The sequence below is a fragment of the Olsenella profusa DSM 13989 genome (assembly GCF_030811115.1).
Taxonomy (GTDB): Bacteria; Actinomycetota; Coriobacteriia; order Coriobacteriales; family Atopobiaceae; genus Olsenella_F; species Olsenella_F profusa.
The window spans coordinates 263,342-280,957 of record NZ_JAUSQK010000001.1 but is presented as its reverse complement, the minus strand read 5'-3'; the positions used below and the strand labels follow the sequence as shown (position 1 = coordinate 280,957).

The following is a 17,616-nucleotide window of genomic DNA, read 5'->3' as shown; positions in this document are numbered from 1 at the left end:
CGCTGTGATGACGTCTCCGAGTTTGTCTTCCCGTGTCTTCCGGCATGCCGCAGCGCCGGCAGGCATGAGAAACGATGGCACGCCGCCCCGCACGATGCCGGACGGCGTGCCTCACGCGGACTCACCCTCCGCTACTCGGCTGCCGAGGCGAACACGCTCTGCTCCTCGGCATCAAGCTCCCTGTCCTTCTTGGCGAGGCGCTTGGCCTTGGCATCCACGTCCATCATCGAGATGTCGTCCTCGTAGACCTTCTTGCCCGTCGGGTGCTCCTCGAGCCAGATCTTGTCGGCATGTTGCTTCCAGGTCTTGGCGTAGGGAGCGGTGCGCTCGCAGAGGTGGTCGACGCTCTCGGGCGTGACGTACTCCGTGGACTTGGCGTCCGCCTCGTGCACGATCTCGGGCAGCACCTCGGGGTTCTCGAGCATCGGACAGGGTTCGAGCATGTTGTTATTCCAGGGCCAGTGAGCGCGATACGCCTGGAATATGGGCTGCTGCAGGCACCCGAGGAGGCTCTGGTCCTTGATGCTGGCGTTGGAGTAGTGGATGAAGACGCAGGGCTCCACGTCGCCACGGGCGGTGATGTGGCAGAAGACGCGCCCGCCGGCGATGCAGCCGCCGACGTACTCGCCGTCGTTCTGGAAGTCCATCGCCATGACGGAATGGCCGCCCTCGAAGTCGCGAATCTCACGGATGCGCTTGATCATGTACTCGCGCTGCTCGGGCGTGGGCATGAGGTCGGCGTTGGCGCCCTCGCCGACGGGCATGTAGTGGAAGTACCAGGCCCACAGGGCGCCCTTCTGCTCCAGGAGCTCGTAGTACTCGTCGGAGGTGACGGACTCCACGTTGGCGCGGGTGTAGGCGGTGGAGGTGCCAAAGGCGACGCCGTTCTCCCTCATGAGATCGAACGCGGCCATGACCTTGTCGAAGCAGCCGTCGCCACGCCGCCCGTCGTTGGCCTCCTCGGAGCCCTCGAGCGAGACGGAGAAGAGCACGTTGCCGATGCGCTTGACGTCATCGCAGACCTGCTGGTTGATGAGGGTGCCGTTGGTGTAGAGGCCGAAGAGGCAGTCGTTGTGCCTCTCGGCGAGCCTGGCAATGTCGCGCCAGCGGCACATGGGCTCGCCGCCGGTCATCATGAACCAGTGGCACCCCAGCTCCTTGGCCTCACTGACGAGGCGGTCCATCTCGTCAAACGAGAGGTTGAGCGACTTGGAGTAGTCGGCGGCCCAGCAGCCGACGCAGTGCATGTTGCAGGCGCTGGTGGGGTCGAAGATGATGATCCAGGGCACGTTGCACTGGTACCTCTCGGCAGACTCGGTGGTGGTGCGCAGGCCGCGGAAGGCGGCCTCGTAGGCGCCGTTGGTCACGGCGGTGTGCAGGATGTGGTGGTCGACGCGCTCGGGCAGGCTCAGGATGACCTTCTCCCACTTGGAGCCTGGGTAGAACGCCTGGCGGAGCGCATTGCCCATGTCGGGTGCGGTGTCGGCAAGGAGCTTGCCGGCCATGTCAAGGAAGCGGTTGAAGACCTTCTCGCGCGCCTTCCCCTCAGGAGCATTGATGAACTGGTCGATGACGATCTCGAAGGCCTTGCGTTCGGCCGCGTGCGCGAGCTTTGACTGCATGTCCATTCCTTCCCTGGTGCCACGTGGCTCTGCTCGCCGTGGACGCACGCCTGCTTGTGGCGCAGGCCCTCTGAGTGGTCGCAAGGTCGTAGGGCCACCATGCTTGACTATGAATGTATCCACCATAGCAAATATTTTTGAATAGAGGTCAGAAACATGGCCCTTTCTTACGTATGGGAAATAAAGGTCCAGCGTGACGAAATCGTCCCAAGGGATGCTCGGGGAACGCGTCGCGCGGCCATCGATCGCGCGACGTGCAACGTCCCTCGACGTCTTGCGTCTGTTCCATGCGCTACGCTGCTGGGGAGGCGACCAACCATCGGGGGCGTGCCATGCCAGACACCAGACTCATCCTCACGGACATTGACGGCACCATTCTGCCCTACGGGCAGACACGGGTGGGGGAGCGCTGCCTCGACGCGTTCCACGCGGCCATGGATGCGGGCCTGCGTGTGGGGCCGGCCAGTGGGCGTGGTCTCAGGTGGATTCCGCCGCTGCTGAGGGACGATGGGTCGTGTTGCGCCACGGCACTCGCCTCCAATGGCATGGAAGTCTATCTGGACGGCTGCGAGGTGCACAAGGAGCTGCTGCCCCATGATGCCCTGCGGTCATTGGCTGACGTCCTACGCGGCATGCCCGGCTGTGGCCTCGTGTGCTTTGACGACGTGACGCCCGAGTTGGTCGTGGGCTCGCGCGAGGAGCTCACGCGCTGCTTCCCCAGCTATGGCAGGAGCTGCGTTTCCGTGGACGACGTTCCCCGTATTGACATCGTGAAGGCCAACGTCTTCTCTGACGACACGATCACCCTGATGCACGAGCTGGCGGATCGCCTGGCGGCGCTGATCCCACAGCTCGACTTCGACGTGCCCCGGGCGGGGTGGCTCAACGTCCTCACGCGGGGGTGGGGCAAGGGGCCGGCGATCGACGTGCTCTGTGGGCGCTTGGGCATCGGCCTCGACCAGGTCGCCGTGTTCGGCGACGGTGGCAATGACGTCTCGATGCTCTCGTACGTGCCCCTGTCGTTTGCCGTGAGCGGGGCAACGCGGGATGCGAAGGATGCGGCACGCTACCTCATCGGCGCCTGCGAGGACGATGCCGTGCCCATGGCCATCGAGGCGCTCGTACGGGGCGAGATGCCTCCGCATACGGCTTCGTCCTGCCACCTGCACTGACGGCCAGACGTGCCGAGCGGCGCTGTCGGGGTGGCGAGCGGTCTGTCGCGCGCTCTGCCTATGCCATAAGCTGACAAGTAATGAGTCACTTTTCCAAAAAATTATGACTATGCCAGTATCATACGGCCAGGGAGCGCCGCAGCATGGCGCCAGCTGATCGTTAGGGCATATGAGGAGGATTGCCATGATTCGTGGCCTGAAGCTCCGACTGGAGGAGTACTGTGGCCTTGCCACGGCATCGGAGCAGGCCATTATCAACTTCATCCTCACCACGTCCGACCAGGTCGCCGGCATATCGATGAGCGCGCTTGCAAAGCTCACGTGCACCTCGCCGTCGACCATCATCCGCCTCTGCCGCAAGCTGGGCTGCAGCGGCTATCGCGAGTTCCAGCAGTCGCTCATGCGCGAGGTTGCCATTGCCTCACAGACCGACTCCGTGGTGACGAGCGACGTGCTCTCGAGCGACTCCACGCAGGCCATCATTGACAAGGTCACACTCAAGAACGTCTCCTCCCTCAAGCTCACTGCCGAGGATCTCGATGCGGAGGCGATCAATCGGGCCGTCTCGCTCCTGGCGTCGGCGCGCAGCGTCTGCCTCTTTGGTGTGGGGGCATCCCTGCTGGTCGCACGCGACCTGCAGCTTAAGCTGCTCAGGCTGGACATACCCTGCAACCTCTGCGATGACCTTCACGCGCAGCTGTTGTGTGCCAAGAACATGCGCGCCGGGGACCTTTCCCTCGCCGTCAGCTACTCGGGCCTCACGACCGAGGTGCTCGACTGCGTGCGCGTGGCGCGTGCGAACGGGGCACGGGTGGTGTCCATCACGCGCGGTGGATACGGGTCGCCCCTCGTCTCGCTCTCCGACGTGGTGCTGGGCGTAGCGGCGACGGAGCTGGTCAAGAGGACGGGTGCCATGTCATCGCGCATCGCCCAGCTCAATGTGGTGGACATACTCTTCGTATCCTATGTCAATGCCCACTATGCGCAAAGCATCAAACGGCTCTCGTCCAACTGGATCGAGAAGGGTTCGGATGTGCGCCGGCCGGCGCACGATGGGAAGGGAGGGCGTTCGTGATAGACCTCTCACATCTGTCGACCGAGGCGCGCAACCCGCTCACCATGCATCTCGACCAGATGAGCCCCCGCGAGCTGGCGGGTGTCATGAACGACGAGGACGGTCGTGTGGTGCAGGCGGTTCGTGCGGTGCTCGACCAGGTGGCCCAGGCCATCGAGTGGGCAACCGAGGCCCTGCGGGACGAGGGCAGGATCGTCTACTTTGGTGCGGGAACGTCGGGCAGGCTGGGCGTGCTTGATGCCGTGGAGTGCCCCCCCACCTTTGGCGTGCCCCCCTCTGTGGTGGTGGGTCTCATCGCTGGGGGCGAAAGCGCGTTCGTGCGTGCCGTCGAGGGTGCCGAGGACGACCTCGGGCTGTGCGGCAGGGAGATGGACGCCCTGGGGCTCTCTGGGCATGACCTGGCCATCGGTTTGGCTGCGAGTGGCAGGACGCCCTATGTGCTTGGCGGGCTGCGCCATGCGCGTGCGGTGGGCTGCAGGACCGTCGCCATAGCGGGCAATCGCAATTCCCAGATAGGGATGGAGGCCGATTTGGCCATCGAGCCGGATTGCGGGCCCGAGGTGCTCACGGGATCCACGCGCCTCAAGGCGGGGACCGCCGAGAAGATGATTCTCAACATGATCTCGACGGGTTCCATGGTGGGTGTCGGCAAGACGTACCAGAACCTCATGGTGGACGTGCAGCAGACCAACGAGAAGCTGCGCGTTCGCGCACAGAACATCACGATGGCGGCGACGGGCTGCACGCAGGGCCAGGCCGAGGAGGCACTTGCCCAGGCGGATGGCTCTGCCAAGGTGGCCATCGTCATGCTGCTCACCGACACCACGTCCGACCAGGCGAAGGGCCTCCTTGCGGCGTCCCAGGGAAGGATCTCGCAGGCGGTGGCCACAGAGGAGGCCGGTGAGGGGGACGCCCACCTGGATGCGCGCAGGCGACGAGGGGGGCTCTCGGCATCCTTGGCCCCTGCGGACGTATCGCATGACGGCAGGGATGCGTTGGAAGCGACAGGGAGCGAGCACGGAGAGAAGGGACAACAATGAGCATGGAGTATGCACGTGTCGCGCGCGAGGTCCTCGCTGCCGTTGGTGGCAGGGAGAACGTGCGGGGCAACATGGCCTGCATGACGCGGCTACGCCTGACGGTGGCCGACCCGGCCAAGGTGGATGGTGCTGCCGTGAGGGCCGTCGAGGGGGTCATGGCCCTCGTGGAGGATGTCGATCGCTGCGAGGTGGTCTTTGGCCCAGGTGTCGTCAACAAGGTGCTGGACGAGTTCGTCAAGCTTACGGGCGTGAAGGCTGGAGACGTGGAGGACGTGGACGTGCGCAGCGCCGCGGCCGAGAACAAGGCCGCCCAGAGGGCCAGGTACGACAAGCCCGTGCAGCGCTTCCTCAAGCGCATCGGCAACATCTTCGTGCCCCTGCTGCCGGGCATCATCGCCGCAGGTCTCATCAACGGCATCGCCAACGTGATCAACTACTCCACGGGCGACGCGTTCAATACCGTATGGTGGTACCAGTGCATCAGGACCATGGGCTGGGCGCTCTTCCTCTACCTGCCCCTGCTCGTGGGTTCCAACGCCTGTAAGGAGTTTGGCGGCTCCTCCGTTCTGGGTGCCATGGCCGGTGCACTCTCCATCTCCAACGCAGCCATGCCATTGCTGCTGAAGGATGCCACCAGCGGTGTTGCCCTCGTGCAGCTGCCCTTCGCGCTGCCGACGGCCACGTTTGCCAACGGGGGCATCTCCATTGCGGCATCTATGACGTACAACCCTGCGGCCGGTGGTCTTCTGGGTGCCCTCATCTGCGGCATCTTCTTTGCCTTCCTCGAGAGGCGCCTGCACAGGCTCATGCCGAGCGTGCTCGACACCTTCCTGACCCCGCTCTGCACGGTCATCGTGGGCTCCCTTGTGGCCATCATCGTGCTGCAGCCGGTGGGCGCCTTCCTCACGCAGGGCATCTTCTTCGCGCTGCAGTTCTTCTACGACACGCTTGGCGCGTTTGGTGCCTACCTGCTGTCATCCACGTTCCTGCCCCTGGTCTCCGTGGGCCTGCATCAGGCCCTGACGCCCATCCATGCCATGCTCAACGATCCTGCCGGTCCCACGCAGGGCGTCAACTATCTGCTCCCGATCCTCATGATGGCCGGTGGTGGCCAGGTTGGCGCGGGCATAGCCCTTCTGGTGAGGACCAGGAACGAGCGCGTCAGGACCTACCTGCGCGAGTCCATCCCCGTGGGCATCCTCGGCGTGGGAGAGCCGCTCATGTACGCCGTGACGCTGCCCTTGGGCAAGCCCTTCGTGACCGCCTGCCTGGGTGCGGGCGTGGGCGGCGTGCTGGCGTGGCTCTTCCACCTGGGCACGGTCTCGCAGGGCGTCTCCGGCCTGTTTGGCCTCCTGATCGTGGTGCCGGGCACGCAGTGGCTCTACGTGGTCGCCATGCTGGCCGCCTATGGTGCCGGGTTCGTTCTCACATACTTCTTTGGCGTCGACGAGGACCGCATCAACGACGTGTTTGGCGCATAGCGCTCGAGCGTTTGGGCGTGGGACCCTCTCCGGCACCCGGTCGTGGAGGGTCCCACGCCGGCGAGGGGGGTTGGCATGCATACGGGCGTCTCGCTCTATCTGTCGAATGGCTACGAGCACAACGCGCGTCTGGTGGAAAAGGCCCGGCGTGCGGGCGTGCGGCGGGCGTTCACATCGCTGCACATCCCCGAGGAGCGGATCCCCGATTACCAGAGAGAGGCGGCGCGTCTGGTGAGGCTCTGCCGCGAGGCAGGCATCGAGCTGGTGGCAGATGTGTCGCCTCGTACCCTTGGCCTGTTGGGGTGCTCCAGCATCGATGACGTGGCGCAGCTGGGACTCACCTACCTGCGCCTCGACTTTGGCTTTGGCGCCCCGCGCGTGGCTGAGCTGTCGCGTCGCTTCCATGTGGTGTTTAACGCATCGACCATCTCGGACGATGACATCGCCGCCTGGCGTGCCGCAGGCGTGGACCTTGCGCGGGTCGCGGCCTGCCATAACTACTACCCCAAACGATGGAGTGGTCTCTCCCTGCGGCGCGTGGCCTCCGTCAACGACCGCCTCAAGGCCCTGGGCGTCGAGGTCATGGGCTTTGTGCCGGGGGACGCTGGCCTGCGTGGCCCTCTGCATGAGGGTCTGCCCACCGTGGAGGGGCACCGTGGCGACACGGGCATCGGGCTCGTGCGCGACATGCTCGAGCTGTTCGATGCCCGCTGCGATGTGGTGCTCGTGGGCGATTCCGACGTGTCCGACATCGTCTGGCGACGCATGGGCGAGCTCAATCGAGGCTACGTGACCCTCCATGCCATGCTGGACGAGGCGTTCTCGTACCTCTATGGCCGTCCGCAGCACGACCGTCCCGACTCGTCGGAGTTCCTCATCCGCTCGCCGGAGTCGCGGGGCTGGGACATGCCCGTTTCCGCGGCGGGCAGCAGGGCGCGCACGTTCTCGTGCGAGGCCGGTGCCGTGGTGGTGGGCAACGAGGCCTATGGCCGCTATGCCGGCGAGGTGGGGATTGCCCGCCAACCGCTTGAGCTGGACGGGCGTGACACGCTGGCTGGTTGGGTGTGCGCCGAGGACCGGCCTCTCCTGCCCTTCGTCACGTGCGGTCGTGGCTTTGTGCTGGAGAGACCCTGGGGACCTGCCTCCGGTTGGCGTGACTGAGCACGGACCCATGGCTCGCATGTCGCTTTCAGAAAGCCACATCCATTGGGCAGGAGCTATGGGAGCCGCTCGTCACTGATACCATTGAGGCACCATCACTGTGACGAGGAGCCATCATGTTCTGTACCAACTGTGGCGCGAGGATCGAGGATGGCAGCAGGTTCTGCACGGAGTGTGGTGCTCCCGTTCTTGCCGAGGGCTCAGCCGACAGGACCGTGCGTATGGATGTGGCCAAGCCCGCCGCCCGTCCTGCTGCCGCCAGGTCGGCACGCCCCGTGCCCCAAGGCGTCCAGCCTGTCGCCGTCACGCCCCATGCAGGGAAGTTCCGCTCCGCCAAGGCAGCTGCCACCATCCCCACGCCAACCCCTGCCCTGCGCCGCCCGCAGGACAGGCTGCCCGTGGCGGTGGCCATCGTCGTGGCCGTGCTCATCATCGGCATCATCGTGTTTGCCCTGGTGGCAGCGCAGGTGTCCTCGCAGGGTACTGCACCTGCGCCTGCCGGCGACGCGCCTGTCGCCCAGCAGACGCAGCAGGTGGCCGATTCGCCCGCCACCAACGCCTCGCCTTCCGTCGACACGCAGAAGGACACCTACACCACGGGCTCCGGCAGCGAGACCGCCACGTTCAAGGTCAATGCGGACAGGAGCGTGACCTGCGACGAGTATGGCATCTCGCTGCAGATGCCTGCGGGCTACACCCCCAGCGTCTCGCAGGACAGCCTGCATCTCACCAAGGGCAGCATCGACGTGAGCATTTCGGCGCACGCAAACGCCAACGGCATCAGCTTGGACGATGCCTATGCGTCGCTCACGTCGAGTTCAGGTGCGAATGGCGACCCCTCTGCCTACGCCACAAAGGGCGATGGCTGGTGTGTGGTCTCGCGCGACCGGGGAGACGGGACGACCTTCTATACCATGGAGTACGTCACGGCGGACAAGATCTGCTCCCTCACGTTCGACTATCCCACGGGCACCAGCGAGGGAGACGGCCTGATCGAGCAGGTACAGCCCACCTTCAAGGTGACGGGCGACCCCATCAGGGCGACTGGTCACTAGTTCCGGTGCACGTTACGGATTCGCTGTGACCTTCGGGTGCTGCTCCTGCCCTGTGCTACCATGCTCCAAGGCATTGACGGAGAGGTTCTTGCCGTCGCGTCGCCAGCGGACAGAGCGGGAGTCCATGGGCTGAGAGGCTCCCACGCAGGCGGACGGAAGACGTTCACTCCACCAGCCGCAACCTGAACGCGCCGCGGCGCCAGTAGGGAAGCCGTCCGTCCCACGGCACGGGACACAAGAGGGGACGTGTGCGGGTGAAAACGCGCGCGTCAAGCAAGGTGGTACCGCGGATCGTCTCCGTCCTTGGGCACAGGCTCAGGGGCGGCTTTCTTTTTGGAAGGGGTTCTCTCATGGCAATGTCCGATGACCTCAGGGCCATTCAGACACAGGCGGAGCAGGGTATCGCGCAGGCGGGCACGCTCGACGAGCTCGAGCGGGTGCGTGTGGCCTTTCTGGGCAAGAAGGGCTCGCTCACGGCCATCATGCGCTCCATGGGAGCGGTTCCCCAGGAGGATCGTCCGGCCATGGGTCAGCTCGCCAACAGCGTGCGTGGTTCCGTGGAGTCCGCACTCGCCGCGCGCAGGGAGGCACTCGAGCGGGCCGCGCTGGAGGAGCGCATCTCGGCCGAGGCCGTGGACGTCACGCTGCCGGGCCGCCGTCTCCACGCGGGGACCCAGCATCTCATCTCCCAGATCCGCGAGGAGATCGAGGACATCTTCGTGGGGCTTGGCTACACCGTGGAGGACGGCCCCTACATCGAGGACGTCTACCACAACTTCACCGCGCTGAACGCACCCGCCGACCACCCCAGCCGCGCCGCGTCCGACACCTTCTACGTGGTCGACAACGCGCCCGAGGGCAAGGGCGACCTGGGGCTGTCCGTCTCCGACATGCTGCTGCGCACCCAGACCTCCGGCGTGCAGGTGCGTGTCATGGAGCGCCAGGGGCCGCCCATCTACATGATCTGTCCGGGCACGGTCTTTCGTCCCGACACGGCCGACGCCAACCACCTGCCGCAGTTCACGCAGGTGGAGGGGCTCGTGGTGGACGAGGGCATCACCTTTGGCGACCTCAAGGGCACGCTCGACCAACTCACGTGCGAGATCTTCGGTGCCGACCGCGCCACCCGCTACCGCCCGCACTTCTTCCCGTTCACGGAGCCGAGCTGCGAGGTGGACGTCTCGTGTGGCGTGTGCCACGGCGCGGGCTGCCGCTTCTGCAAGGGCACCGGCTGGCTTGAGATCCTGGGCTGCGGCATGGTCGATCCCAACGTCTTCGACTACGTTGGCATCGACCCCGAGCGCTACTCCGGCTTCGCCTTCGGCATCGGTGTGGAGCGTGTGGCAGCCCTGCGCTACGACCTGCCCGACCTGCGCATGCTCATGACCGGCGACATGCGCTTCCTGCGTCAGTTCTAGGCGACATCCCCACACGACCGTTTCCGCACGAACAGAAAGGCAACGACATGCGCGTCTCCTACGAGTGGCTCAAGGGCATGGTGGACATCCCCGATGACCCCCAGGACCTGGTGCGCGAGTTCGTCCGCACCGGCACCGAGGTCGAGGCCGTCGAGAGGGTGGGCGCCGACATCACCAAGGTCGTGACGGCGCAGGTGCTTGAGAAGGTCCCGCACCCCAACTCGGACCACATGTTCGTCTGCAAGATGGACGTGGGAACCCACAACGTGGACGAGGACGGCAACCCCGTGCCGCTGCAGGTGGTCTGCGGCGCCCAGAACTTCAACCAGGGCGACAAGACCGCCACGGCGCTGGTGGGAGCCACGCTTCCGGGGGGCGTCAAGATCAGGAGGGGCAGGCTGCGCGGCATCGACTCCTGTGGCATGAACTGCTCGGAGCGTGAGCTGGGCCTGGGGGGTGACCACGAGGGCATCATGATCCTGCCGCCCGATGCGCCGGTGGGCGTGGACTTCGTGCGGTGGCGCCGGCTGAGTGACACCGTCATCGACTGCGAGATCACGCCCAACCGCCCCGACTGCCTCTCCATGGTGGGCATGGCGACCGAGGTCTCCGCCATGCTCGACGAGGACACCCACATCGAGCTGCCAAAGGTGCAGAGCGAGAGCGCCGCCTTCGGTCGTTCCGCCGACCTCGTGGACGTGCGCATCGACGATGCGTCGCTCTGCCCGCGCTATACCGCGCGCGTGGTGCGCAACGTCAAGATCGGCCCCAGCCCCGAGTGGCTGGCCAAGCGCGTCATCGCCGCGGGCAGCCGCCCCATCAACAACGTGGTGGACGTCACCAACTACGTGATGTACCTTACCGGACAGCCCCTGCACGCGTTCGACCTGGGCAAGCTCTCCGAGCGCGCTGGCAAGCGCCACATCGTGGTGCGTGCCGCCGCCGATGGCGAGGAGGTCACCACCCTCGATGGCGAGCGGCGCACGCTCACGGGCGACATGGTCGTCATCACCGATGACGACAGGGTGCCCGTGGCGCTGGCTGGTGTGATGGGGGGCCTCGACTCCGAGATCGACGAGGGCACCTGCGACGTGCTCCTGGAGTCCGCGAGCTTCGAGGCGGGGCACATCAGCCGCGCCAGCCGCAGCCTCGACCTCATGAGCGAGGCCTCCATCCGCTACGAGCGTCAGGTGGACACCGCGGGGTGCGCCACCGTAGCCACCGTGGCGGCCGCCCTCTTCGAGCAGTGCTGCTCGGCCCAGGTATGCGAGGGTATCGTGGACGTCCACCCCGCGCCCGTCTCGCCCGTGACGCTCACGCTGCGCCCCGACCGCGTGCGCGCCCTGTGCGGTGCCCCCATCGAGACCAGCTTCATGGTGGAGCGCCTGCGTCGCCTGGGGTGCGTGGTCACGGGGAGCGCCGACGAGCATTCCGCACTCACGGTGGTCGCCCCCACCAACCGGCCCGACCTCACGCGCGAGGTCGATCTCGTCGAGGAGGTCCTGCGTCTCTGGGGTGAGGGCGACGTGGAGCCCACGCTGCCCGCCGCGCGCAACCACGCCGGTGGCCTCACCGTGGAGCAGCGGTGCCTTCGCAGGATCGGCGCCGTGCTACGCGCCAGCGGCCTCTCCGAGACGAGCACCTACGCCTTTGCCGACGCCGGCGACCTCAAGCGCCTGGGCATGGGAGAGACCGGTCGCGGCATTCCCGTCAGGATCATGAACCCCCTGGTGGCAGACCAGTCCGAGATGCGCCGCGACCTCCTGCCGGGGCTTCTGCGCTCCGTTGCCTACAACATCGATCATGGCGTGCAGAACGTGCACCTCTATGAGATCGGCCGGGTGTTCCATGGCCGCGAGGGCAAGAGCCAGCCGAGCGAGCCCAGCTTTGTGGCCGGTGTGCTCTCGGGCTCCTGGGACGACAACCAGTGGAACCGTACCTATCACGACCTGGACTTCTTTGATGCCAAGGGCATCGTGGAAGGTCTGCTCGAGGCGTTGCGCATCACCAAGGTGCGCTTCCGTGTGGCCGACCCCGAGCGGTACGGCTGGCTGCAGCCCGGTCGTGCCGCCGAGGTGCTTGGCAGGGGCGAGCTGTTGGGATGGGTGGGTACCATGCATCCTGCGAGCCTCCGGAACGTCGGCATCGACGTGCCGGTGGTGGCCTTCGAGCTCTCCACGGCAGCCCTGCTGCGCCTGGCCAGGCGCGAGCTTCCCTACAAGGAGGTGCCCACGCTGCCTGGCGTCTCCATCGACCTTGCGCTCGTGGTGGATGAGGATATGCCCTTCGAGCAGGTGGCGCAGCGCGTCAGGAGCGCTGGTGGCAAGCTGCTGGCAGACGTGCGCCTCTTTGACGTGTACCGCGATCCCGTGCGCGTGGGAGCGGGCAAGAAGTCCATGGCCTTCTCGCTCACGTATCGCGCGGCCGACCACACCCTCACCTCCGAGGAGGTCGAGAGGGCGCACAACAAGCTCGTGACCAAGGTGACCAAGTCCACGGGTGGTGAGGTGAGAAGGTAACTCGGAGGCACCCGTGAGGCAGCCTTCCCGCTGTCATGCGGGTACCATGCCGCTATGCCAAGCTGGAACGTACATACCGCGCACGTCGAGCGGCTCCTCCGCGAGCATACGGCCGATGAGCTGGGCATTCACGATGTGAACGCCTTTCTCTTCGGCAACTTCGTGCCAGACGTCTACGTGGGCTACATGGTACGGCCCATCACCCGTACGATCGAGTATCGCGAAACGCACTTCGCCGACCCCGCCTTTGTGCCCGAGGCCCGCTTCTGGGAGTTCTGGGGGCGCTATGGCCTACCCAGCGCGGATGACGCCGGACACGTGAGCGACGTGACGCTGGGCGCCTGGTGTCACCTTGTGGCGGACAATGGCTACAACCACTGGGTGAATGCGTTTCGCATGAAGCGTCACATTCCCTCGGGGAACGCGACGCGCGTCCTCAAGCAGGATGACTTCGCGCTCTTTGGACGTACGTTGGACATCTCGATGCTCTGCAGGGTGGATGACGCGCTCATCGCGCAGGCCGTGGCATTTCCCCAGTACCGCATTGCGGAGGGGGATGTGCGTCGTGCCGTGGACGTGTCCGATGCCATCGTGCGCGCGAATCAGGAGCACTATCTCAGCGAGACGCCGCACTACCGTATGCTGACGGCGGGACTCTTCGAGCACATGTCCCACGACGTGCAGGAACGTCTGGAGCGGGGCCTTCTGGCCTACGCGCGCGAAGGCGCGTCGGCACCGGAGCTCGCTGCGCCGCCCAAGTTCTACCTGCGATAACACCGGGCAACCTCACGGAAGCACGTCGTGCCCCCGACGTAGCCCTTGAGGGCATGGCGCGGCTCTTGCCCATGGGACGCGGCGCACTGCCCACACGGTCACAGTCCAAGAGCTAGGGGTACGTCTCCGTGACGTATGCGAGATGCCCCTCGCGCGCCGAGGACGAGACGTCCGATGCCGATGTGCTCATATTCCCCCCTTTTGCCCGAAAGCCAGTATAGGCCTGGGAATCGGTGGACGAGCACCTACAATGAAGTGACACTGCGACCTGGCGCATGCGCCAGACGGGAGGTTCTATGAACTGGTATGAGGGATCCGTGGTCTATCAGGTGTATCCGCTGGGGCTGACAGGTGCCCCGTATGAGAACGATGGCACGTCCGATCCGGAACCGCGCATCCTGCAGCTCGTGGATCATGGTTGGATCGAGCACATGACCAAGCTGGGCGCCACCTGCCTCATGCTCAACCCCGTGTTCGAAAGCGACGCGCATGGCTACGACACGCGCGACTACAAGACCGTCGACCGCCGCCTGGGCACCAATGCGGACCTGCGCAGGGTGGTGGACGCCTGTCATGAGGCCGGCATCAAGGTGCTGCTCGACGGCGTGTTCAATCACGTGGGGCGTGGGTTCTGGGCCTTTCAGGACGTGCTTAAGAACCGTGAGAGCAGCCCCTATGCCGGTTGGTTCAACATCGACTGGGACGGTAACACCGAGTGGGACGACGGCCTCTCCTACGAGACGTGGGCGGGCGTGCCCTACCTCGTCAAGCTCAACCATGGCAACCTCGAGCTCAATGACTACCTGGCCGATGTCATTCGTGGCTGGGAGGAGGAGTTCGACATCGATGGCCTGCGCCTGGACGTGGCCTATTGCCTCGACCGTGGCTTCTTGGAGTATCTGCGCCGCATCGCCGACGAGCTCACGGCAAGGCGCACGGAGCGCCTGGGAGCGTACGACGGCAAGTTCGTGCTGGTGGGCGAGACCATGTTCGGCGACTACAACCAGTGGATGGGGGACACCCTCGCGGACTCCGTCACCAACTACGAGGTGTACAAGGGCCTCTGGTCATCCATGAACTCGTCCAACATGCATGAGGTGGCCTACGCCCTCAATCGCCAGAGCGGGAGCGACCCCTGGGACCTCTATACGGGCAGACACCTGCTCAACTTCGTGGACAACCACGATGTGCCGCGCATTGCCACCAAGCTGGATGACACACGCCAGCTCCCATGCCTGTATGGCCTGCTCTTTGGCATCCCCGGTGTGCCCTGCCTGTACTATGGCAGCGAGTGGGGCATCGAGGGCGAGCAGAGGTTTGGCGACCACGAGCTGCGTCCCGCGCTGGATGCGCCCGAGTGGAACGAGCTCACGGAAGCCATCGCCGCGTATGCGGCGGCGCGCAAGAAGGACGCCCCTGGCTTTGAGGCGCTCTGCTGGGGCGACTACACCGAGATCCAGGTGTCGTCCACCACGCTGCTCTTCCAGCGCACAAGCGAGCACGAGCGCGTCATCGTGGCCGTGAACGCCGGTAGCGAGCCCGTGACCTTCCACTTCGATGCGCAGTGCGGTCGGGCGACCGATCTGGCGACGGGGGAGTGGCACGACTTCGGTGGTGGCTCCGAGGTGGAGCCCTTCACCACGCATCTCTGGCTCTGCGAGCGCTAAAGGCGAGGGCGCAAGCTCCTCGTGTGCGTGTGATGCATGGGGCATCCCCATGTGGGTGCGATTTGCTGCATGTGGGTGCGATTCTCCACCGCTGTGGGTGTCATTCTCACCGTGTGGGTGCGATTTGCTGCATGTGGGTGCCAATCTCCCGTCTCGGCCTCTTGCGAACTGGGGTTTTGTCGGCCCCTCCCGGGAGAAGGGCACCCACACGAATCATTTGGCACCCACACGGATCGATTGGCACCCACAGGGCTCCGGGGCGAACCTGCTCCGGAGCCCTCTTCCTGCCGCGAGGATGCCATTCCAGTGGCTACCACGGTGTTAAGGCTGCCAGGGGAATCCAAGGAGTGCGATGAGCACCTGGCTGCGATGATCGTGGTTCGAGGAGGCGTGCCCTGTCGTAGCCGCCACTCTCTTTGTCCACGCGTCTAAAAGCGCCTCCAGGTCAGATTCGAACTGTCCCATCTCCTCTGGTGTGAGAGAAAGCACGGTATCGAGACGTATCTCATGCTCGCGCCATGCGCGCGGCAAGTCCCTGTAGCCTTGCAGGTAGCGCTCATATGCTTCGAAATAGGTGCGTACCGAGGCACGCCCCAACTCCAGTCGGACTTCTTTGCTGGCCCCTTCATCTGGGCTGACTGCCGGCTCAATTGCTGCGTCAGATGCCTGCCACCAACTTTGACGGCGATCCATGTCAGGGTTAGTCATCTGCTCGGCAAGCCCCACAGCGGCAAGCCTCTTTAAATGATAGCTCACGCTCCCTGGTGCGAGGCCAATCTCGGAGCTGATCTGTCCCACTGTGTGAGCACCCCGGTTTCGTAGAAGGCCGAGGATTCGCATGCGCTCTGGGTTCGACATGACCCTAAGCGTAGTGATATCAGTGACTGTACGCTTGATTGTTTCTGATTTTCCCATGCTGCCCTCTATCCTCAGTGATGGCTCCTGAGCAATTCTGCCATAGCGGTGAGTCATGCCGGCTCGCCCAAATTTCCCTTTGAAATTTAGCAATAATAATTGTACAATATATGTTGATAAAATGGTCATCAGCATACAGGCGCGGACTCGAGGAAGGCGGATCTCGTGGAGGTGTATGACAGTTTCGCGCCCTATGACGATGCGTTCAAACGCGAGGACGACTACCGTACGCTCAACTCAGTTCCCAGGAGTGTGGTTGGCCAGATAGTGCAGTACTTGCTCACGGGAGATTGTTCCGTGATGAGCCGATCGTATCTCATTGATATGGAATCGCTTGCCATAAGAGAAGGAGTGCGGCTGTGACTCCTGTGGAGGGGACTGCGCCCTCGCTGCATTCTGGTGGGAGCGGGAGGAACGTCACGCTCTTTCTCCTTGGCTATGCCGTCAGCGTCATGGGGGATCAGGTCTTCTATCTTGCGTTGGCCTGGTATGCCTTGGCACTAGCCGAATCCGACCTCGTTGCTGGCCTTGTCGTTTCGATTGGTGCCCTGCCGCGCGCCATCCTACTTCTACCTGCAGGGGCCTTTGCCGATGGGAGGGGGTTTCGTCGAGTTGCCGTGAGGGCGAGCTTCCTGCGCATGGTCGTGCTCGGCGCTCTGGCCGTGGCTTGTGGCGATAGGCCCGTGCCCATGATGGGGGCCTTGTTGGCGGCGGCTCTGCTCTTCGGTTGTATTGAGGCCTTTTATCTGCCAAGTTCGCAAAGCATGGTCACCACGGTTTCGTCTGAGGATACGATCGAGAGAATCCAGCCGCTGTTTTCCGGGATACAGCGGCTGGGAGTGGTGGCAGGACCACTTCTTGGCGGCGCACTGCTCGGCTTCCTCTCTCCACGCATGCTCTTCTCAATGCTCGCCGTTGTGTCGCTCGTGTCCCTTGCCTGCCTGCTCATGGTACGGGAGCAATGCTGCCGTACCTCCCTGACGGATGGGCGCCCGCTCCATACGTTAGGGACGCGGATGCTCGGGAGCGTCAAGCGCATACTTGCCAACAGTGTGCTTCGTCCGTGTCTCGTGTTGATCGTGCTGGCGGAGTTTGCTGCCTCTGGGCTCACGAATACGGGATATGCCATGCTGGCCACGGCTCGCGCTTGGGATGGTTTCCAATTGGGACAGGTGCTCGCGTGTTATGGGGCAGGTGCGGCCGTTGCGGCATGCCTTATGGCCCTTGTGGTTCCCCAGAGGGCCGAACCGCATATCGGACGGGGGATCGTCGTCGCTGGGCTTGGGTTTGCTGCTGCAGGGGCGACAAGTTCTCACACGCTTGCGTCACTGCTCTCTGTAGCTGCGGGTTTGGGCAGCGGCGTGGGCTCGACCTTGCTTGTCACACGTTTCATCACGCAGGCACGGGGTTCCGATACCGCAACGGCAATTTCAGTGATGAGCCTTGCCTCCTTTGGTGCTGCTCCGCTCTCGTCTCTCTATTGCGGGTTTGTTGCATGGATAGGTGCGCCGTCCGCCGTCTTCATCTCCCTCGGAGCGGTGCTTGTGACGGTTGGTGCATGGTTCTCGCTGCGAAATCATGTGGAGTGCATCGAGTGAGTCCCTCACGTTCTGCCTCAGCATGCAAGACCTCGTTCCAGCGACGGGTACGACACTGCAGCCGCACCCCCAGGTCACAAAAAGGGCCCCCGTCTGTGGCGGAGGCCCACCGTACGCTC

General features: G+C 64.5%; 13 protein-coding genes. 11 read left to right on the top strand and 2 right to left on the bottom strand.

Annotated features, from left to right (window positions below; genetic code table 11):
- Positions 1–131: 131 nt before the first annotated feature.
- Positions 132–1,622 (bottom strand): radical SAM/SPASM domain-containing protein, encoded by a 1,491-nt coding sequence (locus tag J2S71_RS01235; protein WP_307388274.1) that lies wholly within the window; start codon positions 1,620–1,622, stop codon positions 132–134.
- Positions 1,623–1,954: 332 nt separating this feature from the next.
- Here J2S71_RS01235 and J2S71_RS01230 point away from each other — a divergent pair, with 332 nt between their 5' ends.
- The 10 genes from J2S71_RS01230 to J2S71_RS01185 all read left to right on the top strand — a co-directional run bounded on the left by J2S71_RS01230 (position 1,955) and on the right by J2S71_RS01185 (position 14,984).
- Complete coding sequence (locus J2S71_RS01230; protein ID WP_307388272.1) at positions 1,955–2,794, top strand: HAD family hydrolase; 840 nt, start codon at positions 1,955–1,957, stop codon at positions 2,792–2,794.
- A 184-nt stretch (positions 2,795–2,978) separates the two neighbouring features.
- Positions 2,979–3,869, top strand: coding sequence for a MurR/RpiR family transcriptional regulator (locus tag J2S71_RS01225; RefSeq protein WP_307388271.1), 891 nt, complete (start codon positions 2,979–2,981; stop codon positions 3,867–3,869).
- Positions 3,866–4,909, top strand: coding sequence for an N-acetylmuramic acid 6-phosphate etherase (gene murQ, locus J2S71_RS01220; RefSeq protein WP_307388269.1), 1,044 nt, complete (start codon positions 3,866–3,868; stop codon positions 4,907–4,909). Before J2S71_RS01225 ends, murQ begins: the two co-directional genes overlap by 4 nt.
- Positions 4,910–4,911: 2 nt before the next feature.
- A complete protein-coding gene (locus J2S71_RS01215; protein WP_307388267.1) occupies positions 4,912–6,390 on the top strand; it encodes a PTS transporter subunit EIIC in 1,479 nt (492 codons plus the stop codon).
- Positions 6,391–6,465: 75 nt separating this feature from the next.
- Entirely contained in the window at positions 6,466–7,551 is a 1,086-nt protein-coding gene (locus J2S71_RS01210) for a MupG family TIM beta-alpha barrel fold protein (protein WP_307388266.1), read from the top strand.
- A gap of 116 nt (positions 7,552–7,667) precedes the next feature.
- Positions 7,668–8,606 carry a zinc ribbon domain-containing protein gene (locus J2S71_RS01205; RefSeq protein ID WP_021726848.1) on the top strand — a complete coding sequence of 313 codons (939 nt, stop codon included), beginning with the start codon at positions 7,668–7,670 and terminating at the stop codon, positions 8,604–8,606.
- A gap of 350 nt (positions 8,607–8,956) precedes the next feature.
- A complete protein-coding gene (gene pheS / locus J2S71_RS01200; protein ID WP_307388264.1) occupies positions 8,957–10,024 on the top strand; it encodes a phenylalanine--tRNA ligase subunit alpha in 1,068 nt (355 codons plus the stop codon).
- A gap of 47 nt (positions 10,025–10,071) precedes the next feature.
- Positions 10,072–12,543, top strand: coding sequence for a phenylalanine--tRNA ligase subunit beta (gene pheT / locus J2S71_RS01195; protein WP_307388262.1), 2,472 nt, complete (start codon positions 10,072–10,074; stop codon positions 12,541–12,543).
- A 54-nt stretch (positions 12,544–12,597) separates the two neighbouring features.
- Entirely contained in the window at positions 12,598–13,317 is a 720-nt protein-coding gene (locus J2S71_RS01190) for a hypothetical protein (RefSeq protein WP_307388260.1), read from the top strand.
- A 296-nt stretch (positions 13,318–13,613) separates the two neighbouring features.
- Positions 13,614–14,984, top strand: a complete 1,371-nt coding sequence (locus J2S71_RS01185; RefSeq protein WP_307388259.1) for an alpha-amylase family glycosyl hydrolase — start codon at positions 13,614–13,616, stop codon at positions 14,982–14,984.
- Positions 14,985–15,305: 321 nt separating this feature from the next.
- Here the strand turns inward: J2S71_RS01185 and J2S71_RS01180 are convergent, their stop codons facing one another.
- Positions 15,306–16,034 carry a helix-turn-helix domain-containing protein gene (locus J2S71_RS01180; RefSeq protein ID WP_307388257.1) on the bottom strand — a complete coding sequence of 243 codons (729 nt, stop codon included), beginning with the start codon at positions 16,032–16,034 and terminating at the stop codon, positions 15,306–15,308.
- A gap of 224 nt (positions 16,035–16,258) precedes the next feature.
- Between J2S71_RS01180 and J2S71_RS01175 the strand changes: the two genes are divergently transcribed.
- Complete coding sequence (locus J2S71_RS01175; RefSeq protein ID WP_307388256.1) at positions 16,259–17,497, top strand: MFS transporter; 1,239 nt, start codon at positions 16,259–16,261, stop codon at positions 17,495–17,497.
- The last annotated feature ends 119 nt before the right edge of the window (positions 17,498–17,616 follow it).